At 62.2% G+C, this 23,733-nt stretch carries 23 protein-coding genes and 3 tRNA genes; 23 read left to right on the top strand and 3 right to left on the bottom strand.

The window, feature by feature from the left end; genetic code table 11:
• Positions 1-4: 4 nt before the first annotated feature.
• Genes sufU through S101446_RS06685 form a run of 3 tightly spaced genes read left to right on the top strand, consistent with a single transcriptional unit; the run spans position 5 to position 1,307 of the window.
• Positions 5-433, top strand: coding sequence for a Fe-S cluster assembly sulfur transfer protein SufU (gene sufU, locus S101446_RS06695; RefSeq protein ID WP_026018578.1), 429 nt, complete (start codon positions 5-7; stop codon positions 431-433).
• A 7-nt stretch (positions 434-440) separates the two neighbouring features.
• Positions 441-902 (top strand): SUF system Fe-S cluster assembly protein, encoded by a 462-nt coding sequence (locus tag S101446_RS06690; protein WP_010506390.1) that lies wholly within the window; start codon positions 441-443, stop codon positions 900-902.
• A 21-nt stretch (positions 903-923) separates the two neighbouring features.
• Positions 924-1,307: a HesB/IscA family protein gene (locus S101446_RS06685; RefSeq protein ID WP_010506388.1), complete on the top strand. Its 384-nt coding sequence runs from the start codon at positions 924-926 to the stop codon at positions 1,305-1,307.
• 76 nt (positions 1,308-1,383) lie between these two features.
• Here S101446_RS06685 and S101446_RS06680 read toward each other — a convergent pair whose 3' ends face one another.
• The 3 genes from S101446_RS06680 to S101446_RS06670 all read right to left on the bottom strand — a co-directional run bounded on the left by S101446_RS06680 (position 1,384) and on the right by S101446_RS06670 (position 4,926).
• Entirely contained in the window at positions 1,384-2,658 is a 1,275-nt protein-coding gene (locus S101446_RS06680) for a class I SAM-dependent RNA methyltransferase (protein ID WP_087607962.1), read from the bottom strand.
• Positions 2,659-2,687: 29 nt separating this feature from the next.
• The gene (locus S101446_RS06675) at positions 2,688-4,262 is read right to left on the bottom strand and encodes a DEAD/DEAH box helicase (protein ID WP_019085583.1); all 1,575 of its coding nucleotides are present in this window, start codon (positions 4,260-4,262) and stop codon (positions 2,688-2,690) included.
• 211 nt (positions 4,263-4,473) lie between these two features.
• Complete coding sequence (locus tag S101446_RS06670) at positions 4,474-4,926, bottom strand: CopD family protein (protein WP_010506382.1); 453 nt, start codon at positions 4,924-4,926, stop codon at positions 4,474-4,476.
• A gap of 138 nt (positions 4,927-5,064) precedes the next feature.
• Between S101446_RS06670 and S101446_RS06665 the strand changes: the two genes are divergently transcribed.
• The 20 genes from S101446_RS06665 (at position 5,065) to nuoK (ending at position 23,729) form a co-directional block, all read left to right on the top strand.
• The gene (locus S101446_RS06665; RefSeq protein ID WP_019090923.1) at positions 5,065-6,525 is read left to right on the top strand and encodes a bifunctional ADP-dependent NAD(P)H-hydrate dehydratase/NAD(P)H-hydrate epimerase; all 1,461 of its coding nucleotides are present in this window, start codon (positions 5,065-5,067) and stop codon (positions 6,523-6,525) included.
• Between the two features lie 80 nt (positions 6,526-6,605).
• Positions 6,606-6,690: transfer RNA gene (locus S101446_RS06660), tRNA-Leu, on the top strand.
• A gap of 95 nt (positions 6,691-6,785) precedes the next feature.
• The gene (tig, locus tag S101446_RS06655; RefSeq protein WP_010506378.1) at positions 6,786-8,123 is read left to right on the top strand and encodes a trigger factor; all 1,338 of its coding nucleotides are present in this window, start codon (positions 6,786-6,788) and stop codon (positions 8,121-8,123) included.
• 263 nt (positions 8,124-8,386) lie between these two features.
• Complete coding sequence (locus tag S101446_RS06650; protein ID WP_010506376.1) at positions 8,387-9,022, top strand: ATP-dependent Clp protease proteolytic subunit; 636 nt, start codon at positions 8,387-8,389, stop codon at positions 9,020-9,022.
• 131 nt (positions 9,023-9,153) lie between these two features.
• The gene (gene clpX / locus S101446_RS06645) at positions 9,154-10,413 is read left to right on the top strand and encodes an ATP-dependent Clp protease ATP-binding subunit ClpX (RefSeq protein WP_010506375.1); all 1,260 of its coding nucleotides are present in this window, start codon (positions 9,154-9,156) and stop codon (positions 10,411-10,413) included.
• Between the two features lie 222 nt (positions 10,414-10,635).
• Positions 10,636-13,065 carry an endopeptidase La gene (gene lon / locus S101446_RS06640; RefSeq protein WP_373852488.1) on the top strand — a complete coding sequence of 810 codons (2,430 nt, stop codon included), beginning with the start codon at positions 10,636-10,638 and terminating at the stop codon, positions 13,063-13,065.
• Between the two features lie 172 nt (positions 13,066-13,237).
• Positions 13,238-13,525 (top strand): HU family DNA-binding protein, encoded by a 288-nt coding sequence (locus tag S101446_RS06635; protein WP_007399823.1) that lies wholly within the window; start codon positions 13,238-13,240, stop codon positions 13,523-13,525.
• An 84-nt stretch (positions 13,526-13,609) separates the two neighbouring features.
• Positions 13,610-13,684, top strand: a tRNA-Val gene (locus S101446_RS06630).
• Positions 13,685-13,723: 39 nt separating this feature from the next.
• Positions 13,724-13,800 (top strand) — tRNA-Asp (locus tag S101446_RS06625).
• A gap of 288 nt (positions 13,801-14,088) precedes the next feature.
• Positions 14,089-14,454 carry an NADH-quinone oxidoreductase subunit A gene (locus tag S101446_RS06620; protein ID WP_010506373.1) on the top strand — a complete coding sequence of 122 codons (366 nt, stop codon included), beginning with the start codon at positions 14,089-14,091 and terminating at the stop codon, positions 14,452-14,454.
• Between the two features lie 23 nt (positions 14,455-14,477).
• Positions 14,478-15,059: a NuoB/complex I 20 kDa subunit family protein gene (locus tag S101446_RS06615; RefSeq protein WP_010506371.1), complete on the top strand. Its 582-nt coding sequence runs from the start codon at positions 14,478-14,480 to the stop codon at positions 15,057-15,059.
• Positions 15,052-15,720 carry an NADH-quinone oxidoreductase subunit C gene (locus tag S101446_RS06610; RefSeq protein ID WP_010506369.1) on the top strand — a complete coding sequence of 223 codons (669 nt, stop codon included), beginning with the start codon at positions 15,052-15,054 and terminating at the stop codon, positions 15,718-15,720. The genes S101446_RS06615 and S101446_RS06610 overlap by 8 nt, the downstream gene beginning before the upstream one ends.
• Before the next feature lie 7 nt (positions 15,721-15,727).
• Positions 15,728-16,984 carry an NADH-quinone oxidoreductase subunit D gene (locus S101446_RS06605; protein WP_019085577.1) on the top strand — a complete coding sequence of 419 codons (1,257 nt, stop codon included), beginning with the start codon at positions 15,728-15,730 and terminating at the stop codon, positions 16,982-16,984.
• A gap of 5 nt (positions 16,985-16,989) precedes the next feature.
• Entirely contained in the window at positions 16,990-17,646 is a 657-nt protein-coding gene (locus S101446_RS06600) for a complex I 24 kDa subunit family protein (protein WP_087607961.1), read from the top strand.
• Positions 17,647-17,651: 5 nt separating this feature from the next.
• Complete coding sequence (gene nuoF, locus S101446_RS06595; protein ID WP_019090926.1) at positions 17,652-18,977, top strand: NADH-quinone oxidoreductase subunit NuoF; 1,326 nt, start codon at positions 17,652-17,654, stop codon at positions 18,975-18,977.
• Between the two features lie 5 nt (positions 18,978-18,982).
• Positions 18,983-21,046: an NADH-quinone oxidoreductase subunit NuoG gene (gene nuoG, locus S101446_RS06590; RefSeq protein WP_087607960.1), complete on the top strand. Its 2,064-nt coding sequence runs from the start codon at positions 18,983-18,985 to the stop codon at positions 21,044-21,046.
• 4 nt (positions 21,047-21,050) lie between these two features.
• Entirely contained in the window at positions 21,051-22,073 is a 1,023-nt protein-coding gene (gene nuoH / locus S101446_RS06585) for an NADH-quinone oxidoreductase subunit NuoH (RefSeq protein ID WP_019090928.1), read from the top strand.
• Positions 22,073-22,561, top strand: a complete 489-nt coding sequence (gene nuoI, locus S101446_RS06580) for an NADH-quinone oxidoreductase subunit NuoI (RefSeq protein ID WP_010506357.1) — start codon at positions 22,073-22,075, stop codon at positions 22,559-22,561. Before nuoH ends, nuoI begins: the two co-directional genes overlap by 1 nt.
• Positions 22,562-22,639: 78 nt before the next feature.
• Positions 22,640-23,413, top strand: coding sequence for an NADH-quinone oxidoreductase subunit J (locus S101446_RS06575; protein ID WP_010506355.1), 774 nt, complete (start codon positions 22,640-22,642; stop codon positions 23,411-23,413).
• Entirely contained in the window at positions 23,406-23,729 is a 324-nt protein-coding gene (gene nuoK, locus S101446_RS06570) for an NADH-quinone oxidoreductase subunit NuoK (RefSeq protein ID WP_010506353.1), read from the top strand. Before S101446_RS06575 ends, nuoK begins: the two co-directional genes overlap by 8 nt.
• The last annotated feature ends 4 nt before the right edge of the window (positions 23,730-23,733 follow it).

Raw genomic sequence — 23,733 nt, 5'->3', positions numbered from 1 at the left:
ATTCATGGCGCAGGATGATCTGTATCGCACCGTGGTGCTGGAACGGGCCAGAACGCCGCGTTACGCAGGCCCGCTGGCGGGTGCGCAGTTGCACGGGGAAGGATCGAACCCCCTGTGTGGTGACCGGGTGAAGCTGCAGGCCGGTGTCGATGCGCAGGGCCGGGTTACGGCATTGCGGCATGAAACGCGGGGCTGCGCGATCTGCGCGGCGTCTGCGGATCTCATGGCGGAACGGGTGGCCGGACAGGATCGCGCGCGGATCAGCCAGATGCATGCGGAACTTGTGACAGCCGTTGAAACAGGTATAGCCCCCGAGGGCTTGGGCGAACTTTCGGTTTTTGCGCCATTGCACCGGCATCGTTCGCGTATTCGCTGCGCAATGCTGCCGTGGTCGGCGCTGATCGGGATGCTCAATGATGATAAAGACAGGTGAAGGTCTCATGGACGAGAAAAATCAGGTAGAGCCTGCCATCGGCATGGCAGAGGGAGCCGGGCATTTCTCCCTTGAGGCCGAAGACACGCCCAGCCCCAAGGCTGAACCCGTATCAACGTGGACACCGGACGGGGAAAAACCGAACGATGCCCCCGCCAGTACCAGCATACCGGACGAGGAAACGGTCATCGCCGCGATCGCCACGGTGTATGACCCGGAAATTCCGGTCAATATCTATGAACTTGGCCTGATTTACGCCATCGACCTGCATGAGGATGGATCGGTCAAGGTCGAGATGACGCTGACCGCCCCGAACTGTCCCAGCGCGCAGGAACTGCCCGTGCAGGTCAAGGAAGCGGTGGAAAAGATCGATACGGTCACCACCGCCACGGTGGAAATCGTGTGGGAGCCGCCATGGGACATGTCGCGCATGAGTGAAGATGCGCGTCTTGCCCTGAACATGTTCTGAACCCAGCAAGGGGAACGTGCCATGACTGAACAAAACGCCACGACCGCCACCGCCGCTGCCACCCCGCGTCGGGCATTGCCGCCGCTTATGACCCTGACGGACCGGGCGGCGCAGCGGCTGGAAAAACTGTACCAGACCAATCACGCCGGGCACCTGCTGCGCATCGCCGTTTCGACCAAGGGCTGTTCAGGCCATGCCTATGACATGAGCTTTGTCGAGCAGGCCGGTCCGGGCGACGAAGTGGTGGTGGACAAGGGGGTGACCCTGCTGGTGGACCGCAAGGCGACGCTGTTCCTGATCGGATCGGTGATGGATTATGAGGTCAAGCAGCTTGAATCCGGCTTCACCTTCAGCAATCCCAATGAAAAGGGGCGCTGTGGCTGTGGGGAAAGCTTTCACGTCTAACGCATTGATGAAAAGGCAATGAAAGTTTATGGGTGCCGCCTTTTTGAAAAAAGCTTCACCAGAAACTTTCTTGCCTTCAGCGTCGGTTACGCCGGTTTGCCCCCGGCAGGGTCAGCACGCATACGGATTCGACTTCCGCTGACCACAGGAACTGGTCAATGACCGTCACGCTATCCAGCTGGTAGCCAGCATTGCGCAGGGGCGTCAGATCCCGTTGCAGGGCCACGGGATTGCAACTGACATAGATGATGCAGGGTGGCTTGCCTGCCACGATCTGGGCAATCTGCGCACCGGCCCCGGCATGGGGCGGGTCCAGCACGATGGCTGCCGCCTTTGCCAGATCGGTCGCCATGACCGGCTGGCGGTTCAGGTCACGCAGCGCGGGCAGGACACGCGTGCCGCCACTGGCCTGTTTCAGGCAGGCAAGCGCCGCACGATCACCTTCATAGGCATGGACCTTGGCATGCTCGGCCAGCGCGAAGGATAGCGTCCCACACCCCGCATATAATTCGATAATGCCAGCCTTGAGGCCCTTGCGCGGCAGGCCCGCCAGCACCGCAGCCTTGATAAAGGCTTCACCCGCCCGTGCGGGCTGCAGGAAGGCACCCGGCGGCGGTACGACACGCACGTCATCAAAATGATGGAAAACCGGCCCGGTCAGGGCCAGGGTCTCCGGCGGGCGGCCCTGCAGTGAAATGCGCGGGATGCCATGCGCCTTGCCAAACTGCGCCAGGATACGGCGGTCATTGGCATCTGGCGTGCCATCCATCGTAATCAGCAGGTCGGGGCCGCTATCCAGCAGGTTGATCTGGATATCACCCCCCGCATGCACGGCCGGAAGTGAATGCAGCAGGGCGCGCAGGGGTGTCAGCAGGGCGAAAAGCGTGGGATCGAGCAATGTGCATTCGCGCATGTCCACCACATCGCCACGACGGCGGTGCAGCCCCAGCATGATCTGTTTTCCGACCCGGCGGAAGGCCAGGTCTACCCGGCGCCTGCCATGCGGGCTGACCTGATGGGCCTGTGGCGCTGGAATGGCGTCGAATCCAACATGTTGCAGGGACTCGACAACGCGACCTGTTTTCCAGTCCAGCAGGGCAGGCAGCGCCATGTCCTGAATGCGGCAGCCACCACAGGTGCCGAACAGGTGACAGGGGGCGGGCACGCGATCCGCCCCCGGTATCACCACGTGATCAAGCGTCCCGCGTGTGCCGTCATGTGCCGCCAGCACGATTTCATCACCCGGAACCGTGCCGGATACGAATATCCGGCCTTCTGGGGTCTGGGCTATGCCATCCCCATCATTGCCGAGCGCCACCACCCGGATGGCATGCGCCACTGCGTTTTCCATTTCCTGTTATCGCCAGAAGGACAGACTGCTTATTCGTCCGCCGGAATAACGGATTTTTCCCGGCGCGGCAGTTGCATGAAGGCCGGGACGTCATTGCCAAAGCCGGTGACAGGCTGGTCAGGCGCGGACGGAAGCAGGCCGGAGTCGCGACGCGTGGATGGCGCTGCGGAAGAACCGCCAGCCGCACTGCCCTGCGACCTGCGCGATTTGCGTGGGGCGGGGGCTTTTTCCTCAGCCGTGGCGGGTGCCGCAGGCGGCTCCGGTGTGGCTGTTGCGGCATTGCTCTTGCGGGCGGGCTTGCGACGGCCATTGCCGGTGCGGGGCTCTTCCGACCATTCCAGCGTTTCCACGCCGGGAATTTCGATTCGGGGAATGGGCTTGCCTGTCAGTTTCTCGATGGCCTGGACCAGCGCCTCTTCATCCGGCGTGGCCAGGGTATAGGCGTGGCCGGTGCGACCCGCACGGCCGGTACGGCCGATTCGGTGGACGTAATCCTCGGCATGGAACGGCACGTCGAAATTGAACACATGCGACAGGCCGCCAATATCGATCCCGCGTGCCGCAATGTCGGAGCAGACGAGGATCTTCAGTTCGCCGCTCTTGAACGCTTCAAGCGTCGAGAAACGCAGCGACTGCGCCAGGTCACCATGCAGGGCGCCTGCGGAAAAACCATGCTTGATCAGGGATTTGCACAGCACGTCGACATCACGCTTGCGGTTGCAGAACACGATGGCGTTCTGCATGTCCGCCGCGTTCAGAAGCTTGCGCAGCGCGCGGCGCTTTTCCCTGGCATCGACGATGGCCAGTCCCGTCTCGATGGTTGACGCGACGGAGGAGGGACGGCTGACCGTGATTTCCTTGGGGTTGCGCAGGAACATATCCGCAAGCCTGCGGATTTCCGGCGCCATGGTGGCGGAGAAGAACATGGTCTGGCGCAGTGGCGACAGCATGCCCACGATCTTCTCGATATCGGGAATGAAGCCCATGTCCAGCATGCGGTCCGCTTCGTCGATCACCAGCAGTTTGGTCTGGGTCAGCAGCAGGCCGCCGCGTTCAAACAGGTCGATCAGCCGGCCCGGGGTCGCGATCAGCACGTCAACGCCACGGTTCAGCACTTCCTTCTGCTCGGCCATGCTTTCGCCACCGATCAGCAGCGCATGGGTCAGCTTGAGGTGCTTGCCGTAATTGACGAAATTTTCCGCCACCTGCAGCGCGAGTTCACGCGTGGGCTCCAGGATGAGCGAACGCGGCATCCGCGCCCGTGCCCGTGAGCCGGACAGGATTTCCAGCATGGGCAGGGTGAAGGACGCGGTCTTGCCGGTCCCGGTCTGCGCGACACCCAGAACGTCGCGCCCCATCAGCACATACGGGATGGCCTGCGCCTGAATGGGGGTGGGATGACGGTATCCCATCTCATCAATCGCCTGCTGGATGGGTTCGGACAGGCCGAGTTCGGAAAACAGGGGCTGTGCCTCCTGTTCCGGGGCGTCTTCCGGTGTGGGGGTATCAGTAGGGGCGACCCCGTCCGTGCTGGTGGCGGGGGCCGGGGCTGCCGCCTTCTTTGCGGAGCGGGCCGGGGCGGAGGGCGTTTTTTTGGCGCTCAAATTACTCTCGAACGTATCAGCAGATGAATATGGCCCCGTCCGATTGCCACCGTGTCGCGCTGTATCAGGCTGCCGTCCCTGATGTACCTGCAGCAATGCAGGGAAGGGGAGTGCGGCATGTCCGGGTCAGATACCCTGCTGTGCCACATTCCCTGTGCCTACCCATATTTGCAACGGAAATCAAGGGGACGTGAGGATTGTCCCCGTAATTTCAGAACGGATGGGCAAGGCAGCCACAGATGATGGTCAGCACGCCGATGCCCGTGTTGACCATGACCAGCGAGCGGATCGAGTCGAACGTGCCCTGCTGCGGGCGCAGCGCGCGGCGCGCCTTCTGGTAGGGGCCGAAATAGATGCGGGCGAAAATGCCGGCCATGATCAGCCCGAACAGCTGCATGAGGTTGATCGGCCATGGCACCACCGCAAACCCGCCATCGTGATAAATCAGGAGCCAGCCCGTAATCAGCACCGTCGGCATGGTATGCCATACGATACGGAAAAAACGGTTGAGCGTCTGCAGGTGGACGGAGGCGCGCTGCGTTCCATCCAGCAGGCTGAGGCTGGGCTTGAGCACGAAGGCCGCATAGATCATGCCGCCAACCCAGGCCGCCATGCCGGTTATGTGGAGTGCGAGCACAAGGCTCCAGACTATGGAATAGGACATGACGCCTCCCTGCGGGGTGGATGGATAAAGAAAACAGTCCCTGCCATGGGGCAGGATGCGGAATGCTTGTTTCCCCATTCCTGTATCATGTGCAAGGCCAGTCACGCAGCCAAAGTTGCCAGAAGGGGGAAGGACATCATGACCATGGATGAAACAGCACGGACGGCCGCGCGCCACCTGCTGCTGCCCACGCCTGATGAAATGGGGCGGATCGACGCCGCGGCCGCCCGCCACGTGCCGGTGGCCGTGCTGATGGAAAACGCGGGCCGGGCCGTCGCCCGCGCCATCCGGCGGCACATGCGTCCGTGCCGCGTGCTGGTGCTGTGCGGTCCCGGCAATAACGGCGGTGACGGGTACGTGACCGCGCGCAGGCTGGCGGAGGAAGGCTGGCCGGTATCGGTCGCGGAAATGGCGCCACCGCATCCCGGTGGCGATGCCGCCGCGGCCGCAGCGTTGTGGCAGGGACCGGTCGTGGCGTTCACGCCCGAAAACGCCGCCCGGTTCGATCTGGTGGTCGATGCGGTGTTCGGCGCGGGGCTGAGTCGCGACATCGCCCCGGACGTGGCGGATGTGCTGAAGGCGGCCCCCCGCCTGGTCGCCATCGACATGCCAACGGGCGTGGACGGGGCGACCGGTGCGGTCCGGGGATATGCGCCACAGGTGGAGATGACGGTCACGTTCTGCCGGCTCAAGCCCGGGCACCTGCTGCTGCCCGGCCATACGCTGTGTGGCCGGACCGTGCTGGCGGATATCGGCATCGGGGAAGACGCGGTGGCGTCGGTGCCGATTCGGACATGGCATAACGCGCCGGGCCTGTGGCGCACGCCCGCATGCGGGCCGACCAGCTACAAATACAGCCGTGGCGTCGTCAGCATATGTGGCGGGCGTGAAATGCCGGGTGCGGCGCGCCTGTCGGCGGCGGGCGCGCGGGCGGCGGGCGCGGGCCTGGTGCGCCTGGCAGCGGGTGATGGCGCGGAGGTGTACCGCATGACCGCGCCGCCGGGGCTGATCGTGGATTCCGGCGCGCTGGACGACCTGCTGCGCGATACGCGGCGTCATGTCTGGGTCTGCGGGCCGGGCCTGTCGGTGGATGAGGTGGCGGCGACCTTTCCGGCGCTGGTGCATGCGGGCCGGGACGTGATCGCCGATGCCGGGGCGTTCACCATGGCGGCGGGGCAGCCTGACCGACTGAAGGGGGCGGCCATCATCACCCCGCATATCGGCGAGTTCTCGCGCGTGTTCGGCAGGCCGGGGCCGGATCGCGTGGCGGCCGCGCGGCAGGCGGCGGCGCGGACGGGGGCCGTGACCGTCATGAAGGGGCCGGACACCATCATCGCCAGTCCCGACGGGCGTGTCGCGATCAACAGCCACGCCACCCCCATGCTGGGCACGGCGGGGTCGGGCGATACGCTGACGGGAATCATCGCGGCCATGCTGGCGGCGGGCATGCCGCGCTGGGATGCGGCCTGTGCAGGGGTGTGGATGCATGGCGATGCGGCGCTGCATGCCGGCGAGTGGCCGGTAGCCGAGGATTTTGACCGTCATCTGGGGGCGGCGAGGGCGCGGGCGGAAGCAGAGGTAAAAAAAGTTTTCGGCTGAAAACGCCATTCGGGCCGCGTGGGATATTGCCCCGTGGCCAATGGTGCGCTAAAGCCCCGCGCTTACAGCTTGGGCACAGTGCGGGCGTGGTGGAATTGGCAGACACGCCAGATTTAGGTTCTGGTGACGCAAGTCGTGGGGGTTCAAGTCCCTCCGCCCGTACCAAGATCCCGGCAAGTCGCGTTATGCGAGCAGACGTGGTGGCCTGACCGGCCTATTGCGTTCTTTGACACGTTCTGACCGAGAGGATGGCCTGGCAGATGCAGGTTACTGAAACGCTTTCCGATGGCCTGAAGCGCGGGTTTACCGTTACGGTGCCTGCCGCGGAAATCGAGAGCAAGCGCACCGCGCGCCTGAAAGAAGTTGGACAGTCCATGAAGCTGCCGGGCTTCCGCCCCGGAAAGGTGCCGATGAGCATCCTGCAGCAGCGTTTTGGTGAATCTGTTCAGGGCGAGGTCCTGGAGCAGGTTGTAAGCGACGCAACCCGCACCCTGCTGGATGAGCGCGGCCTGCGCCCGGCCATGCAGCCCAAGGTTGACCTGGTTTCCGGCAGCGAGCCGGGCAGCAAGGAAGACCTGAAGTTCACGGTCGAGTTCGAGGTCCTGCCCGAGATCACCATCCCCGACCTGTCGGACCTGTCGCTCGTGCGTCTCAAGTCCGAAGTGAACGCCGAGACCGTGGACAAGGCCCTGACGGAAATCGCCAGCCGCCAGCGTGAGTTCGAGAAGGTCGAGGAAGACCGCCCCGCCGCCAATGGCGACGTGGCCGTTGTTGACTTCGTGGGCAAGATCGATGGCACGGCGTTCGAAGGCGGCTCCGCCGACGACGTGAGCGTCGAGCTGGGTGGCGCAGGCTTCATCCCCGGCTTCGCCGAGCAGATCGAGGGCATGAAGGTCGGTGACGAAAAGGTGATCACCGTGACCTTCCCCGCCGATTACGGCGCGGAGCACCTGGCGGGCAAGGAAGCCAGCTTCGACATCAAGCTCAAGGAACTCCGCCGTCCGGTCGAGGCCAAGATTGATGACGAACTGGCCAAGAAGCTGGGCTTCGACGGGTTGGAGCAGGTGCGTGAACTGATCTCCAAGCAGGTTGGTCAGGAATACGAACAGCTGTCCCGCCTGCGCCTGAAGCGCGAACTGCTGGACAAGCTGGCGGAAAAGACCGATTTCGAAGCGCCTCCGGGCATGGTTGACGCCGAATTCGCCCAGATCTGGAACCGCATCGAGGAAGACCGCAAGGCCGGTCGCCTGGATGAGGAAGACAAGGACAAGGACGAGGACACGCTGCGCGCCGACTATCGCAAGATTGCCGAGCGCCGCGTGAAGCTGGGCCTGCTGCTGGCGGAAATCGGTCGTGTGAACAACATCACCGTGACGCAGGAAGAAATCGTGCATGCGGTGCGTGCCGAAGCGGCACGCTATCCCGGTCAGGAACAGGCCGTGTTCGAGTACTTCTCCAAGAACCCGCAGGCCGTTGACAGCCTGCGTGGCCCGATCTTCGAAAACAAGGTCATCGACTACATCGTCGAACTTGCGAAGGTCGAGGACAAGGAAGTGACGCCGGAAGAACTGGCTGAAATGCCGGAAGCTGACGTCTGATCCGCTTTCGCGGCATAGGTGGCGCATACGGCGCGCGGAAGGCGACTTCCGTGCGCCGTATGTGTTTGCGGACAGGTGAACGCGCACAGTTTGTCACCCCTGTTCATGGCAAAATGACAGGGGTGGGGTGGTATCTGGCGTGTTTGTCTCTATTTTGTCATAAGTAACCGGGAAGGGTCCGGCTGCGCCTGCGTTGTCCGCGCATCTCTTGCCGGTGATCGCGCGCAGGGCGGATCCTTGCTTTTCAGGACGGGAATATGGCTATGAGGGATCGGGATCCCGTAGAGATCTTCAATAACGCTCTGGTGCCCATGGTGGTGGAGCAGACCTCCCGCGGGGAACGGGCATTCGACATCTATTCCCGCCTTCTGCAGGAACGGATCATCTTTCTGACCGGACCGGTCTATGATCAGGTTTCCGCCCTTGTGTCGGCGCAGCTGCTTTATCTGGAAAGCGTGAACCCGAGCAAGGAAATCTCGTTCTACATCAACAGCCCTGGTGGCGTGGTGTCGGCGGGACTGGCGATTTACGACACCATGCAGTACATCCGCTGCCCCGTCAGCACGGTGTGCATCGGGCAGGCGGCGTCCATGGGGTCGCTGCTGCTGGCCGGTGGGGAAAAGGGACGGCGATTCGCCCTGCCGAATTCCCGCGTCATGGTGCACCAGCCTTCGGGCGGCGCGCAGGGACAGGCCAGCGATATCGAGATCCAGGCACAGGAAATCCTGACCATCCGCAAGCGCCTGAACGAGATCTACAAGGAGCATACCGGTCGCACGCTTGAGGAAATCGAGCAGAAGCTGGAACGCGACAGCTACATGTCGGCGGAAGAAGCGCAGGCATTCGGTATTGTCGATGAAGTGGTCCGTCGTAACGTTGCATCAAAACCTGCGGAGTAATCTGCAAAAGGAAGCGCACGCGCAGGTGCGCTTCCTGCCCCTGTGGGTGAAAATCACCTGCGGCGTGCCGTGCCCCCGTGGCCCGGCCGCAAGGTATGGAGAAGTTCCCCCGCGTGGGAATAGGAGCGGTTATGAATAACAAATCCGGCGATTCCAAAAATACGCTTTACTGCTCGTTCTGCGGCAAGTCGCAGCATGAGGTCCGCAAACTGATCGCCGGTCCCACCGTGTTCATTTGCGATGAATGCGTCGAATTGTGCATGGATATCATCCGTGAGGAACACAAGACGCATCTGGTCAAATCACGCGACGGCGTGCCGACGCCGCGGGAAATCTGCAAGATTCTGGATGACTATGTCATCGGGCAGGGACACGCGAAAAAGGTGCTGTCGGTCGCGGTGCATAACCACTACAAGCGCCTGGCCCACGCCCAGAAGAACAATGATGTCGAGATCGCGAAGTCCAACATCATGCTCATCGGACCGACGGGTTCGGGCAAGACGCTGCTGGCGCAGACGCTGGCCCGCATCCTGGACGTGCCCTTCACCATGGCCGACGCCACGACCCTGACCGAAGCCGGTTACGTGGGCGAGGATGTGGAGAACATCATCCTCAAGCTGCTGCAGGCCGCCGACTACAACGTGGAGAAGGCGCAGCGCGGCATTGTCTACATCGATGAGATCGACAAGATCTCGCGCAAGTCGGACAATCCCTCCATCACCCGCGACGTGAGTGGCGAAGGCGTGCAGCAGGCGCTGCTGAAGATCATGGAAGGCACTGTCGCCTCCGTGCCGCCGCAGGGCGGGCGCAAGCATCCGCAGCAGGAATTCCTGCAGGTCGATACCACCAACATGCTGTTCATCTGCGGTGGTGCGTTTGCGGGGCTGGACAAGATCATCAGCGCGCGCGGCAAGGGTTCGGGCATCGGCTTCGGCGCGGATGTGCAGTCGCCTGATGAACGGCGCATGGGTGCGGTGCTGCGTGACGTGGAGCCCGAGGACCTGCTGAAATTCGGTCTGATACCGGAATTCATCGGTCGTCTGCCCGTGGTCGCGACGCTTGAGGACCTTGATGAGGCCGCCCTGATCGAGATCCTGACCAAGCCCAAGAACGCGCTGGTCAAGCAGTATGCCCGCCTGTTCCAGATGGAAGACGTGCAGCTGACCTTTACCGAGGACGCGCTGCGTCAGGTGGCCCAGCGCGCCATTGCGCGGCGGACCGGCGCACGTGGCCTGCGCGCCATTCTGGAAAGCATCCTGCTGTCGACCATGTTTGAACTGCCCGGCCTGAAAAATGTCGAGGAAGTCGTGGTCAACAAGGAAGTGGCCGAAGGCAAGGCGCAGCCTGTCTACGTGTATGGGAAGAACCAGCCGGCCGAACAGTCTGCCTGACGGCAGGGCCGGTTTACGCCGAAATGCCATCGCCGGACTTGTGGTGGTGGCGCGTCGTGACAACATGAAGTGAAGTTGTCGCATATGCGGCGCGACGGATGGGCAGGCCACAATGTTCGGGTGCCCGTCCGGGATCGTCCATCAGGAGGTCAAAAAAACAACATGTCTGAAACTGACAGGCTGAATCCCGTCCCCGACGGGACGGAAACGACGGACAACAATATGGTAGCCAATCCGCCCCCCGCCCAGCGTGAGACGGAAGAAACGGCCAGCGCACATGATACGATTGCGGTGCTGCCGCTGCGGGACATTGTCGTTTTCCCGCACATGATCGTGCCGCTGTTCGTGGGTCGTGAAAAATCCGTGCGCGCGCTGGAAGCCGTGACGCGCAGCGACAAGCAGATCCTGCTGGTCGCACAGAAGAACGCGGCGCAGGATGACCCCACGCCCGACGATATCTATCGCTACGGCACCGTGTCCACCATCCTGCAGCTGCTCAAGCTGCCCGATGGCACGGTGAAGGTGCTGGTTGAAGGGGGGCGTCGTGCCCACATCACCGCCCTGCATGAAGTCGATGGTCATTTCGAGGCCGAGATCGAGGACGTGCCCGAGCAGGAAACCGATGGCAAGGAAGCCGAGGCCATCGGCCGCACGCTGATTGGCCAGTTCGAGCAGTACATCAAGCTGAACAAGAAGATCGCGCCGGAGGTGCTGGTCTCGCTCAACCAGATTGATGACCTGTCCAAGCTGGCGGACACCATTGCCAGCCACCTGAACCTGAAGATTCCTGAAAAGCAGGAAATCCTTGAAATTCAGGACGTGAATGCGCGTCTGGAGCGGGTTTTCGCGCACATGGAAGCCGAAATCGGCGTGCTGCAGGTGGAAAAGCGCATCCGCAACCGCGTGAAGCGGCAGATGGAAAAGACGCAGCGCGAGTACTACCTGAACGAACAGCTTAAGGCGATTCAGAAGGAACTGGGCGAAGGCGAGGACGGCAAGGACGAAACCGCCGAACTTGAGGAAAAGATCGCCAAGACCAAGCTGAGCAAGGAAGCGCGCGAAAAGGCGGTAGCCGAGCTGAAGAAGCTGCGGACCATGAGCCCGATGTCCGCCGAATCGACGGTGGTGCGCAACTACCTCGACTGGATCCTTGGTATTCCGTGGAAGAAGCGGTCCAAGGTGCGCCACGACCTGTCCGAAGCCCAGAAGGTGCTGGATACCGACCATTACGGTCTGGAGAAGGTCAAGGAACGCATCATCGAATATCTGGCGGTGCAGAGTCGCGCGCAGAAGCTGAAGGGTCCGATCCTGTGCCTGGTGGGACCGCCGGGCGTGGGCAAGACCTCGCTGGCCAAGTCCATCGCCAAGGCGACGGGGCGGCAGTATGTCCGCATGTCGCTGGGTGGCATGCGCGACGAGGCCGAGATCCGTGGCCATCGCCGGACCTATATCGGTTCCATGCCGGGCAAGATCATTCAGGGGATGAAGAAGGCCAAGACCTCGAATCCGCTGTTCCTGCTGGATGAAATCGACAAGCTGGGCGCGGACTGGCGCGGTGACCCGTCTTCCGCCCTGCTGGAGGTGCTGGATCCGGAGCAGAATTCGACCTTTGGCGATCATTATCTGGAAGTCGACTACGACCTGTCGGACGTGATGTTCATCACCACGGCCAACAGCCTGAATATGCCCCAGCCGCTGCTGGACCGCATGGAGATCATCCGCCTGTCCGGCTACACGGAAGACGAGAAGGTCGAGATCGCCAAGCGCCACCTGCTGTCCAAGCAGACCGGGGCGAACAACCTGAAGCCCGGCGAATGGTCGGTGTCGGATGATGCGCTGCGCGAACTGATCCGCAGCTACACGCGTGAAGCGGGCGTGCGTAACCTGGAGCGCGAGATCGCGACCCTGGCGCGCAAGGCCGTGACCGAAATCGTGACAGGCAAGGCCAAGACCGTGGCGATTACGGCCGACAACCTTGAAAAATACGCAGGCGTGAAGCGCTTCCGTCATGGCGAGACCGAGTCGGAAGACATGGTCGGAGTCGTGACCGGGCTGGCATGGACCGAGGTGGGCGGGGAAATCCTGACCATCGAAAGTGTGATGGTGCCCGGCAAGGGCAACATCAAGCTGACCGGCAAGCTGGGCGACGTGATGAAGGAAAGTGTCGCCGCGGCCCTGTCCTATGTCCGCAGCCGCGCCGTGACGTTTGGCATTAGCCCGGACCTGTTTGAAAAGCGTGACCTGCACGTGCATGTGCCCGAAGGGGCCACGCCGAAGGATGGTCCGTCCGCCGGTATCGCCATGGCGACATCCATCGTCAGCGTGATGACGGGCATCCCGGTGCGCCGCGATGTGGGCATGACGGGTGAAATCACGCTGCGTGGCCGTGTCCTGCCCATTGGCGGGCTTAAGGAAAAGCTGCTGGCGGCCCATCGTGCGGGGCTGACCACCATCTTCATTCCCAAGGATAACGAGAAGGACCTGGTGGATATTCCCGAAGTCGTGACCAGTGCCATGACCATACTGCCGGTCTCGCATGTGGATGAGGTGATCGGGCAGGCGCTGGTGCACAAGCCAGAGCCGATCGAGTGGACGGAACCGGTGGCATCAGGCACCAAGGAAGGCACGGCAGCGCCTGCCCTGACGCATTAAGCAGGGGTGGGTGGTCGCAAAATTGTCATGATGGAGGGGAATGACGGATTTTCTCTGTCATTCCCCGAATTCTGTCGGTTGACGTGAGAAAAAACAGCGGCATAGTGCGTGCAGAAATGCGGCGCGACTTTTGAATGATTGCGTAGGCGCACAGTACAAAGAAAGGCGTAAAATGGAGAAGCCACTTAACAAGCAGGAACTCGTCGCTGCGGTAGCCGAGGAAGCCGATCTGGCCAAGGCAAAGGCTGGCGAAGTGGTTGATGCGGTTTTCGGTGCGATCGAAAAGGCGCTTGCTAGCAAGCAGGAAGTCCGTCTGGTTGGTTTTGGTACGTTCGTGACCGCCACCCGCAAGGCGGCCAAGGGGCGTAACCCCCGCACGGGTGAACCGCTGGACATTCCAGCTTCCACGTCCGTGCGTTTCAAGCCGGGCAAGAACCTGAAGGAAGCAGTCAGCAAGTAAGGCTGACTGATTTTTCAGGAAAAAAAGAAGGGGCAATCCATTTTTTGGGTTGCCCCTTTTTTTACAATCGCCTAGTAGGGTCGCGGGCGATTAGCTTAGCGGTAGAGCATCTCGTTTACACCGAGAGGGTCGGCGGTTCGATCCCGTCATCGCCCACCATATTTCCCATGCCTGCATACAGGCAGGGACATGCACCACGCGGGTGTAGCTCAGTTGGTTAGAGCGCCGGCCTGTCACGCCGGAGGTCGCGGGTTCGAGCCCCGTCACTCGCGCCATTACGGCACAATCCATATGCTTCTACGCCACGCCAGATGCAGCCGCACTGGCGTTTTTTTAGTGCCCCGGGTTTCACACGGAAAAATGAAAACAATAATTCGTGCCATCTAAGTAATGGTCACATAATATTGACGAAAATGGTCCGGTATACATCCTCACAGTAATGTTCACCAAAGAACACGGTTAAGTAACTGTTCCCACCAGCATGTTGGGTCTAGCATCCCCGAAGCCATACATAAGTCGATCAAGACACCCGATGGCGGATTAACAGGTTGGGAACACGGAAGATGCATTCCGTTATCGCTGATTATTTGCCCGTACTCATATTCGGGTGCATTGCGGTAGTGATCGCAGGCGCGATGCTTGGCAGTTCATTGCTGTTTGGCCACCAGAAACCCTATGCCGAGAAAACGTCCGCATACGAATGTGGTTTCGAGGCATTTGATAATGCACGCCATCGTTTTGACGTGCGGTTCTATCTGGTGGCGATCCTGTTCATCATTTTCGATCTGGAGGTCGCATTCCTGTTTCCGTGGGCGGTCAGCCTGTCACGGATTGGGTGGTTCGGTTTCGCGTCCATGATGGGCTTCCTGGGCGTTCTGGTGGTCGGCTTCATTTATGAATGGAGCAAGGGCGCGCTGGACTGGGATTGAGCATGACAAGGGGAGGCGCGCCAATGGGCGGCAACGATACATCCGGGCCGGACCGGCCTGCGGACAGTATTGCATGGAACCGGGAAATGCTGCCGCCGGGTCCACAGCAGGACGCGGTGATCAAGGGCATAACCGGTGAAATCACCGAAAAGGGCTTTGTGGTCGCAAGTCTGGATAAGCTGGTGAACTGGGGCCGGACCGGCAGCCTGTGGCCCATGTCCTTCGGGCTGGCATGCTGCGCGGTGGAAATGATCCATGCCTACATGCCGCGCTATGACTTGGACCGCATGGGCATCATCCCGCGCGGGTCGCCACGCCAGTCGGACGTGATGATCGTGGCGGGCACGCTGACCAACAAGATGGCCCCGGCGCTGCGCCGCGTCTATGACCAGATGGCCGAGCCACGCTGGGTCATCTCCATGGGATCATGCGCCAATGGCGGCGGGTATTACCATTATTCCTATTCGGTGGTGCGCGGCTGTGACCGCATCGTGCCGGTGGATGTGTACGTGCCCGGCTGCCCCCCCACGGCGGAGGCGCTGATCTACGGCATTCTGCAACTGCAGAAGAAAATCCGCAGGACAGGGACAATCCGCCGTGGCTGATCCCGCAAGCATCCCCCCCGTATCCGTGCCGCGCGCCGTGTCCGGCCCGCTGGGCGCCATTGCCTTCCGCCTGTCCACCGCGGTGCCGGGCATCATTTCAGCCGGGATCGAGAAGGGCGAACTGGTGGTGCGCACCACGCGCCATCGCCTGCTCGATCTCATGACCATGCTGCGCGATGACCCGCGCTACGCCTGCCAGCAGGTGATGGATATCTGTGGCGTGGACTTTCCTGAACGGGCCGAGCGGTTCGACGTGGTCTATAACCTGCTGTCGGTTACCCATAACCACCGCATCCGCGTGATCGTGACGACGGACGAAACATCGCCCGTGCCATCGGTCCACCAGCTCTGGCCCGCGGCCACGTGGTGGGAACGCGAATGCTACGACCTGTTTGGCGTGCTGTTTACCGATCAGCCCGACCTGCGGCGCATCCTGACCGATTACGGGTTTGAAGGGCATCCGCTGCGCAAGGACTTCCCGCTGACCGGCTATGTCGAACTGCATTACGACGAGGAACGGCGGCAGGTGGTCTATGGCCCGGTCGACCTGGTGCAGGATTTCCGCAATTTCGATTTCGAATCCCCATGGGAAGGCATCCTGACCCTACCGGGCGATGAAAAGGCGCATGCCGACCGCCAGGACATGAAACGACAGGGATAGGCGACAGATGAGCGACGTAACCCTTCGTAGTGATACGGATATTCCCGACAGCATGCTGCCGGAAGACAGTGACGGCGAGGTGAAGCGGCATGTGGTGGAAATTGATTCCCACGCGCTGAACTTCGGCCCCCAGCATCCTTCCGCGCACGGTGTGCTGCGGCTGATCCTGGAGATGGAGGGCGAGGTCGTCGCCCGTGCCATTCCCCATGTCGGCCTGCTGCATCGCGGCACGGAAAAGCTGATCGAATACAAGACGTATCCCAAGGCGCTGCCGTATTTCGACCGCCTCGATTACGTCTCGCCCATGTGTGAGGAGCAGGCCTTCGCGCTGGCGGTGGAAAAGCTGCTGAATATCGAGGCCCCGGAACGCGCCAAGTGGATCCGGGTCATGTTTGCCGAGATCACGCGCATCCTGAACCATATCCTCAACCTGACATCCTTCGGGCTGGACTGCGGCGCGCTGACGCCCGCGCTGTGGGGGTATGAGGAACGCGAAAAGCTGATCGAGTTCTATGAAGCCGCATCCGGCGCACGGTTCCATGCCAATTACGTCCGCCCCGGCGGCGTGGCGCGTGACCTGCCCGCCGGGCTGGAGGAACGTATTGCCGACTGGGCGCGGACCTTCCCCAAATGGATTGACGACCTTGAATCGCTGCTGACCAGTAACCGCATCTGGAAACAGCGCACGGTGGGCATCGGTGTGTTCACCACCGAACAGGCGCTGGCCTGGGGGTTCAGTGGCCCGTGCCTGCGGGCATCGGGCGTGCCATGGGACCTGCGCCGCAGCCAGCCCTATGACAATTACGACAAGGTTGAATTCAACGTGCCCGTGGGCCGTCAGGGCGACTGTTATGACCGCTACCTGATCCGCGTGGCGGAAATGCGTGAAAGCGTGCGCATCATCAACCAGTGCCTGGAGCAGATCCGCCCCGGCCCGATCAAGGTGCGCGACCACAAGATCACGCCCCCGCCGCGGCGCGAGATGAAGCGTTCGATGGAAGCGCTGATCCATCACTTCAAGCTGTTTACCGAAGGCTATCACGTGCCGCCGGGCGCCACCTACACCGTGACCGAAACGCCCAAGGGGGAATTCGGCGTGTATCTGGTGGCCGATGGCAGCAACCGGCCGTATCGCTGCAAGATCCGGCCCACGGGTTTTTCCCATCTCCAGGCAATCGACGAGATGTCGCGCCGGCACATGCTGGCGGATGCCGTGGCCATTATCGGGTCGCTCGACCTGGTATTTGGCGAGATTGACAGGTGACCGACATGTCCGTCCAGTCCAACGCGCCTGATGGCGTGGAACCCACCCATTTTGAATTCGACCACGACAGCGAGCAGCAGATCGCGGTCATCCTTGCCAAATACCCGCCCGAACGGAAGGCAAGCGGCGTGCTGCCGCTGCTGTATGTGGTGCAGAAGCAGATGGGCCGCCAGACCGGCAGCGCGTGGATCCCCCGCGTGGCCATGGATGTGGTGGCCGAACGGCTGGAAATGGCCCCGATCCGGGTTTACGAGGTCGCGACCTTCTACCTCATGTTCAACACCAGGCCGATCGGCCGGTACCACCTGCAGGTCTGCACCACCACGTCGTGCTGGCTGCGCGGGTCGGATGACGTGACGGCGGCGTGCAAGGCGGCGACGGGCATCAGGGCGTTTGGTGAAACCAGCGCCGACGGCCTGTTCACCCTGACCGAGGTCGAATGTCTGGGCGCATGCGCCAATGCCCCGATCCTGCAGGTTGATGATGATTATTACGAAGATCTGGACGGCCCGCGTACCGAGGAACTGATCGCCGCACTCAGGCGCGGTGAACGTCCCGCGCCCGGTCCCACCATCGACCGCCTGAACTCCGCCCCCGCCGGTGGACGCAAGGTGCTGGTGGATGACGTGGCGCGCAAGCCGCAGGGGCAGGGGCAGGGGTAAAGAGCATGTTGCAGGACAAGGACCGTATCTTCACCAACCTGTATGGCCAGAATGACTGGACGCTGGCGGGCGCCCGCGCCCGTGGCGACTGGGACGGCACGGCGGACATACTGGCGCGCGGGCGGGACGCCATCATCAGCGAGATGAAGGCATCCGGCCTGCGTGGGCGCGGTGGGGCGGGTTTTCCCACCGGTGTCAAATGGTCGTTCATGCCCAAAAAGAATGACGGGCGGCCGCATTACCTCGTCATCAATGGCGATGAGTCGGAACCTGGCACCTGCAAGGACCGCGAGATCCTGCGCCATGACCCGCACAAGCTGGTGGAAAGCGCGCTGATCGCCTCCTTCGCCATGGGGGCGCACGCGGCCTACATCTACATCCGTGGCGAGTTCTATAACGAGGCCATGCATCTGCAGCACGCCATTGACGAGGCGTATGCGGCGGGCCTGATCGGCAGGAATGCCTGCGGTTCGGGCTGGGACTTTGATTTCTACATCCACCGGGGTGCGGGTGCGTACATATGCGGTGAAGAAACCGCCCTGCTGGAAAGCCTGGAGGGCAAGAAGGGCCAGCCGCGCATGAAGCCGCCATTCCCGGCGGCGATGGGCCTGTATGGTTGCCCCACCACGGTCAACAACGTGGAAAGCATTGCCGTTTCCGCCACCATCCTGCGGCGTGGCGCGGCCTGGTTTTCAGGGTTGGGGCGGCCCAATAACGCGGGCACCAAGCTCATGGCCATATCGGGCCACGTCAACACGCCATGCGTGTTTGAAGAAGAGCTGGGCGTGCCGATGAAGGAACTGATTGAAAAGCATGGCGGCGGCGTGCGCGGCGGGTGGGACAACCTGCTGGCGGTCATTCCCGGCGGCTGTTCGGTGCCCATGCTGCCGCGCGACGTGTGCGACACCGTGCTGATGGATTACGACAGCCTGCGCGCCGAGGGCTCCGGCCTTGGGACCGGCTGCATGATCGTGATGGACAAATCCACCGACATCATCGCTGCGATCGCCCGGTTCTCGAAATTCTTCAAACATGAAAGCTGTGGCCAGTGCACCCCGTGCCGCGAGGGCACGGGCTGGATGATGCGCATCATGGAACGCATGGTCGAAGGCCGCGCCGAAATCGAGGAAATCGACATGCTGGAACAGGTCACCCGGCAGGTGGAAGGACATACCATCTGCGCGCTGGGCGATGCGGCGGCATGGCCGATACAGGGGCTGATCCGTCGGTTCCGCCCGGTCATGGAAGAACGCATCCATGCCTACAAGGCCGCCCACGGCGGCACGCGACCCGCGCAGGTGCCCGTGGGCCTGGTTGAAGCTGCGGAGTAGGAACAGTGGTAAAAGTAACCGTTGACGGTATTCCGGTGGAGGTCGCGGCCGGTTCCTCCGCGCTTCAGGCGTGTGAGGCGGCGGGCAAGGAAATTCCGCGTTTCTGTTATCATGAACGCCTGTCGGTGGCGGGCAACTGCCGGATGTGCCTGGTTGAAGTGGCGGGTGGGCGCAAGCCGGTGGCCTCATGCGGCTTTCCCATCGGGGAGGGAATGCAGATCTTCACCGATACCGAGGTCGTGCGCCGCGCCCGCCGCGCGGTGATGGAATTCCTGCTGATCAACCATCCGCTCGACTGCCCGATCTGTGACCAGGGCGGTGAGTGCGACCTGCAGGACCAGGCCTTCGGCTACGGCGCGGACCATTCCCGCTACCGTGAAAACAAACGCGCGGTAACCGACAAATATCTCGGCCCGCTGGTCAAGACGGTCATGACGCGCTGCATCCAGTGTACGCGCTGCATCCGGTTTTCGACCGAAATCGCGGGCGTGCCCGAACTGGGCGGCATTTCACGCGGCGAAAACCTCGAGATCACCAATTATGTTGAAAAGGCCCTGACATCCGAACTGTCGGGCAACCTGATCGACATCTGTCCCGTGGGCGCGCTGACATCGCAGCCTTATGCGTTCACTGCCCGTTCATGGGAACTCAAGCGCACGGATTCCATCGATGTCTGTGACGCGGTGGGCACCAATATCGTCATGCATGCACGCGGGGCCGCGGTACTGCGCATCGTGCCGCGCATCAATGACGAAGTGAACGAGGAATGGCTGTCGGACAAGGGACGGTTCGTGGTCGATGGTTTCCGCCGTCGCCGCCTTGACCGGCCGTGGTTGCGGGTGGATGGCAAGCTGCAGCCTGCAAGCTGGCAGGACGCCTTTTCCACCATCGCGATGCGCCTGAAGAACGTGCCGGGCGAACGCATCGGCGCCATCGCGGGCGACATGTGCGACGCCGAAAGCATGATGGCGCTGAAGGACCTTATGGAAACACTGGGGTCCAGCAATATCGACTGTCGGCAGGACGGGGCGAAATACGACACGTCGCGCCGTGACTTCTACATCTTCAACAGTGGCATTGCCGGTATCGAGGACGCGGACGCGCTGCTGATCGTAGGCTCCATCCCCCGGCAGGAAGCGCCCGTGCTGAATGCGCGCATCCGCAAGCGCTTCCTTGCCGCCGGGCGCGGTGGTTTCCCCATCGCCATGATCGGCGCGCCCAATGCCGACCCGACCTATGCCGCCACGGTGCTGGGTGCCGGGCCGAATACGCTGGCCGAACTGGCGGACGGGAAACTGCCCTTTGCCGATGTCCTGAAAAACGCGAAAAAGCCCATGATCATTCTCGGTCATGGCGCGTTGACGCGTCCCGACGGGCAGGCGATTGCAAAGGCATGCTGGGACCTGGCGGCGCAGGTGGGCGCCATTGCGCCTGACTGGCATGGCTTCAACGTGCTGCATACGGCGGCCAGCCGCGTTGCCGGGCTGGACCTTGGCCTTGTGCCGGGGGCAAGGGGCCGTGACGTGGCCGGGATGCTGGATGGCGGGGTGGACGTGCTGTGGCTGCTGGGCGCGGATGAATTCGCGACCGACCGCATCGGGCCGGAAACCTTTGTCATCTACCAGGGCCATCATGGCGATGCGGGCGCCGCGCGGGCGGACGTGATCCTGCCCGGCACGCTCTATGCCGAAAAGCCCGGTACCTACACCAATACCGAAGGGCGGGTGCAGGAAGCCTTCCGCGTCATCATGCCGCCGGGCGACGCGCGGGAAGACTGGCGTATCCTGCGCGCCTTTTCCGAAGTGGTGGGGCGCAAGCTGCCCTATGACACGATCGAGGCCCTGCGTGCGCGCATGAAGCGGGCCTGCCCGGTATTCGGGGCGGCGTGGGCACGTCACGCCACGTCCGACACCACGCCACCACAGGCGGGCACGGTGGCCATGTCCGGTGACCCGTTCCATCCGGTCATTGCCGATTATTACCTGACCCATGCCGTGTGTCGCGCCAGCCCGACCATGGAAACCTGTTCGGGGATTTACGTGCACCCTGCAAACCAGGCGGCGGAGTAGGACCATGGCGGATTTCTTCTTTCACACCATGCTGGGCCAGCTACTGCTGATCGTGCTGGAAACGCTGGCGGTCCTGGTGCCGCTGCTGCTGGGGGTTGCGTATCTGACACTGGCCGAACGCAAGGTGATGGCCGCCATGCAGTTGCGCAAGGGGCCGAACGTGAACGGCCCGTTTGGCGTGCTGCAGGCCTTTGCCGACGCGATCAAGATGCTGACGAAGGAAACGGTGATCCCGTCTGGCGCCAACCGGATGCTGTTCCTGTTCGCGCCATTCCTGACCTTTTCGCTGGCCATGGTGGCGTGGGCGGTCATCCCCACGGGTAACGGACTGGCCATCGCGAACATCAATGTGGGTGTGCTGTACCTGCTCGCGATTTCATCGCTGGGGGTCTACGGCATCCTGATCGCGGGGTGGGCGTCCAATTCCAAATACGCCTTTCTCGGCGGGCTGCGCTCGGCGGCACAGATGGTGTCGTATGAAGTCTCCATCGGGCTGGTGATCGTGTCGGTCCTGCTGGCGGTGGGCAGCCTCAACCTCAATGACATCGTGCTGGCGCAGCGCCACGTCTGGTTCTGCCTGCCCATGTTCCCGATGTTCATCGTGTTTTTCATCTCGGCGCTGGCCGAGACCAACCGCGCGCCATTCGACCTGCCGGAAGGCGAGAGTGAACTGGTGGCGGGCTTCTTTGTCGAATATTCGGCCCTTGCCTTCGGCCTGTTCTTCCTGGGTGAATACGCGAACATGTTCCTGATGTCGGGCATGGTCAGCATCCTGTTCCTTGGCGGCTGGCTGCCGCCGCTGGGGATCGCGCCCTTTACATGGATACCGGGGCCGCTGTGGCTGATCGCGAAGATCCTGTTCTGCCTGTTTGTCTTCATCTGGGTGCGCGCGACATTTCCCCGCTACCGCTACGACCAGCTCATGCGGCTGGGCTGGAAAGTATTCCTGCCGTTTTCGCTGGCATGGATGGTGCTGAGCGCGGGATTCCTGATGGTAACGGGCCTTCTGCCCGGAGGAGCAGGCTGATGGGTACATTAAGCAAAGCCGCCCGTTCCATGCTTCTGTCCGAACTGGTGTCGGGCATGAGCGTGACGCTGAAGGCGTTTTTCAAGCCGAAGGCCACGATCAACTACCCCTATGAAAAGGGCGTGCTGTCACCGCGCTTCCGTGGCGAACATGCGCTGCGCCGTTACCCCAACGGGGAAGAACGCTGCATTGCGTGCAAGCTGTGCGAGGCGACATGCCCGGCCGAAGCCATCACCATCGAGGCCGAACCGCGTGACGACGGATCCCGCCGGACCACGCGCTACGACATTGACATGACCAAGTGCATCTATTGCGGCCTGTGCGAGGAAGCCTGCCCGGTCGATGCGATTGTCGAAGGCCCCAATTATGAGTTCGCGACCGAAACCCGCGAAGAACTGATGTACGACAAGGACAAGCTCCTGGCCAATGGCGACCGCTGGGAAAGCGTTCTCGCCCGCAGGCTTGAACTTGATGCCCCGTACCGCTGATACCGCACGGCGGGCGCGGCGCAGGCCGCACCCGTCATGCCGGCAGGAGGAAACATCCATGCGGCAGGAAGCTCACCCATGATGACCCAGATTGTCTTTTACGTCTTTGCGGCGGTTCTGGTCCTGTCCGCCACCATGGTGGTGTGCGCGCGCAACCCCGTGCATTCGGTGCTGTTCCTGATCCTTGCGTTCTTCAACGCGGCGGGGCTGTTCCTGATCGCGGGGGCCGAGTTCCTCGCGATGACGCTGGTGATCGTCTATGTCGGCGCGGTCGCGGTCCTGTTCCTGTTCGTGGTCATGATGCTGGATGTCAATTTCGCGCGGATGCGCGAAGGCGTGCAGCGTTACGCGCCCATTGGCGGCGTGGTTGGCGGCGTGCTCCTGGTTGAACTGATCATGGCGTTCACCCACTGGCGCGTCGCCACCAACATTGACCAGATCGGGCATCTTGTCCCGTCGTCGCCCACGCGCACCAACACGGCGGCACTCGGCGACGTGCTTTATACCCATTACATCTTCCTGTTCCAGTCATGTGCGCTGGTGCTGCTGGTGGCGATGATCGGCGCAATCGTGCTGACGCTGCGTGACCGGCCCACCGGGCGCCGCCAGAACATCGACCGCCAGCACGACCGCACGGCCGCCGACAGCCTGGAAATGCTTCAGGTTCCGCTGGGCGCGGGCGTTGCGGCGCAGGGCGGCTTCCTGCGCCCGCACACGTCATACGACGTGGCGGCGGTGCCGGGCACGTACGGCACGCAGGCGTGGCGCGAACAGGAAATGGAAGAAGAAACACAGACCGCGCTGGTGGTCATTGCCCCCGCGACAGGCACGAAAGGACAGGACAATGCATAGCGCGATTGAGGGGATCGGCCTTGCGCCATACCTGAGCATTGGCGCGATCCTGCTGGTTCTGGGCGTGTTCGGCATTTTCGTGAACCGCAAGAACGTCATCATCATCCTGATGTCGATCGAACTGATCCTGCTTTCGGCCAATATCAATTTCGTGGCGTTTTCGGCCGCCACCGGCGACCTGTCGGGACAGGTGATGACCCTGTTCGTGCTGACCATCGCGGCGGCGGAATCCGCCATCGGGCTGGCCATCGTCACGGTCTATTTCCGTAATCGCGGCTCGATCGAAGTCGATGATATCACGATGATGAAGGGGTAAGGAA

Source organism: Komagataeibacter europaeus (assembly GCF_002173515.1).
GTDB lineage: Bacteria > Pseudomonadota > Alphaproteobacteria > Acetobacterales > Acetobacteraceae > Komagataeibacter > Komagataeibacter europaeus.
The sequence above is the reverse complement of the archived record's forward strand: the minus strand, read 5'-3'. Positions and strand labels throughout refer to the sequence as shown.

Excerpts from the sequence above, each read along its gene's own strand:
- nuoI (WP_010506357.1), top strand. The coding sequence starts at position 22,073 with ATGGGTACATTAAGCAAAGCCGCCCGTTCCATGCTTCTGTCCGAACTG.
- S101446_RS06600 (WP_087607961.1), top strand. The coding sequence starts at position 16,990 with ATGTCCGTCCAGTCCAACGCGCCTGATGGCGTGGAACCCACCCATTTT.
- nuoF (WP_019090926.1), top strand. The coding sequence starts at position 17,652 with ATGTTGCAGGACAAGGACCGTATCTTCACCAACCTGTATGGCCAGAAT.
- S101446_RS06650 (WP_010506376.1), top strand. The coding sequence starts at position 8,387 with ATGAGGGATCGGGATCCCGTAGAGATCTTCAATAACGCTCTGGTGCCC.
- sufU (WP_026018578.1), top strand. The coding sequence starts at position 5 with ATGGCGCAGGATGATCTGTATCGCACCGTGGTGCTGGAACGGGCCAGA.
- S101446_RS06685 (WP_010506388.1), top strand. The coding sequence starts at position 924 with ATGACTGAACAAAACGCCACGACCGCCACCGCCGCTGCCACCCCGCGT.
- S101446_RS06615 (WP_010506371.1), top strand. The coding sequence starts at position 14,478 with ATGGGCGGCAACGATACATCCGGGCCGGACCGGCCTGCGGACAGTATT.
- lon (WP_373852488.1), top strand. The coding sequence starts at position 10,636 with ATGGTAGCCAATCCGCCCCCCGCCCAGCGTGAGACGGAAGAAACGGCC.
- S101446_RS06680 (WP_087607962.1), bottom strand. The coding sequence starts at position 2,658 with ATGGAAAACGCAGTGGCGCATGCCATCCGGGTGGTGGCGCTCGGCAAT.
- S101446_RS06665 (WP_019090923.1), top strand. The coding sequence starts at position 5,065 with ATGACCATGGATGAAACAGCACGGACGGCCGCGCGCCACCTGCTGCTG.
- S101446_RS06620 (WP_010506373.1), top strand. The coding sequence starts at position 14,089 with ATGCATTCCGTTATCGCTGATTATTTGCCCGTACTCATATTCGGGTGC.
- S101446_RS06635 (WP_007399823.1), top strand. The coding sequence starts at position 13,238 with ATGGAGAAGCCACTTAACAAGCAGGAACTCGTCGCTGCGGTAGCCGAG.
- S101446_RS06690 (WP_010506390.1), top strand. The coding sequence starts at position 441 with ATGGACGAGAAAAATCAGGTAGAGCCTGCCATCGGCATGGCAGAGGGA.
- nuoH (WP_019090928.1), top strand. The coding sequence starts at position 21,051 with ATGGCGGATTTCTTCTTTCACACCATGCTGGGCCAGCTACTGCTGATC.
- clpX (WP_010506375.1), top strand. The coding sequence starts at position 9,154 with ATGAATAACAAATCCGGCGATTCCAAAAATACGCTTTACTGCTCGTTC.
- tig (WP_010506378.1), top strand. The coding sequence starts at position 6,786 with ATGCAGGTTACTGAAACGCTTTCCGATGGCCTGAAGCGCGGGTTTACC.
- S101446_RS06670 (WP_010506382.1), bottom strand. The coding sequence starts at position 4,926 with ATGTCCTATTCCATAGTCTGGAGCCTTGTGCTCGCACTCCACATAACC.
- S101446_RS06605 (WP_019085577.1), top strand. The coding sequence starts at position 15,728 with ATGAGCGACGTAACCCTTCGTAGTGATACGGATATTCCCGACAGCATG.
- nuoK (WP_010506353.1), top strand. The coding sequence starts at position 23,406 with ATGCATAGCGCGATTGAGGGGATCGGCCTTGCGCCATACCTGAGCATT.
- S101446_RS06575 (WP_010506355.1), top strand. The coding sequence starts at position 22,640 with ATGATGACCCAGATTGTCTTTTACGTCTTTGCGGCGGTTCTGGTCCTG.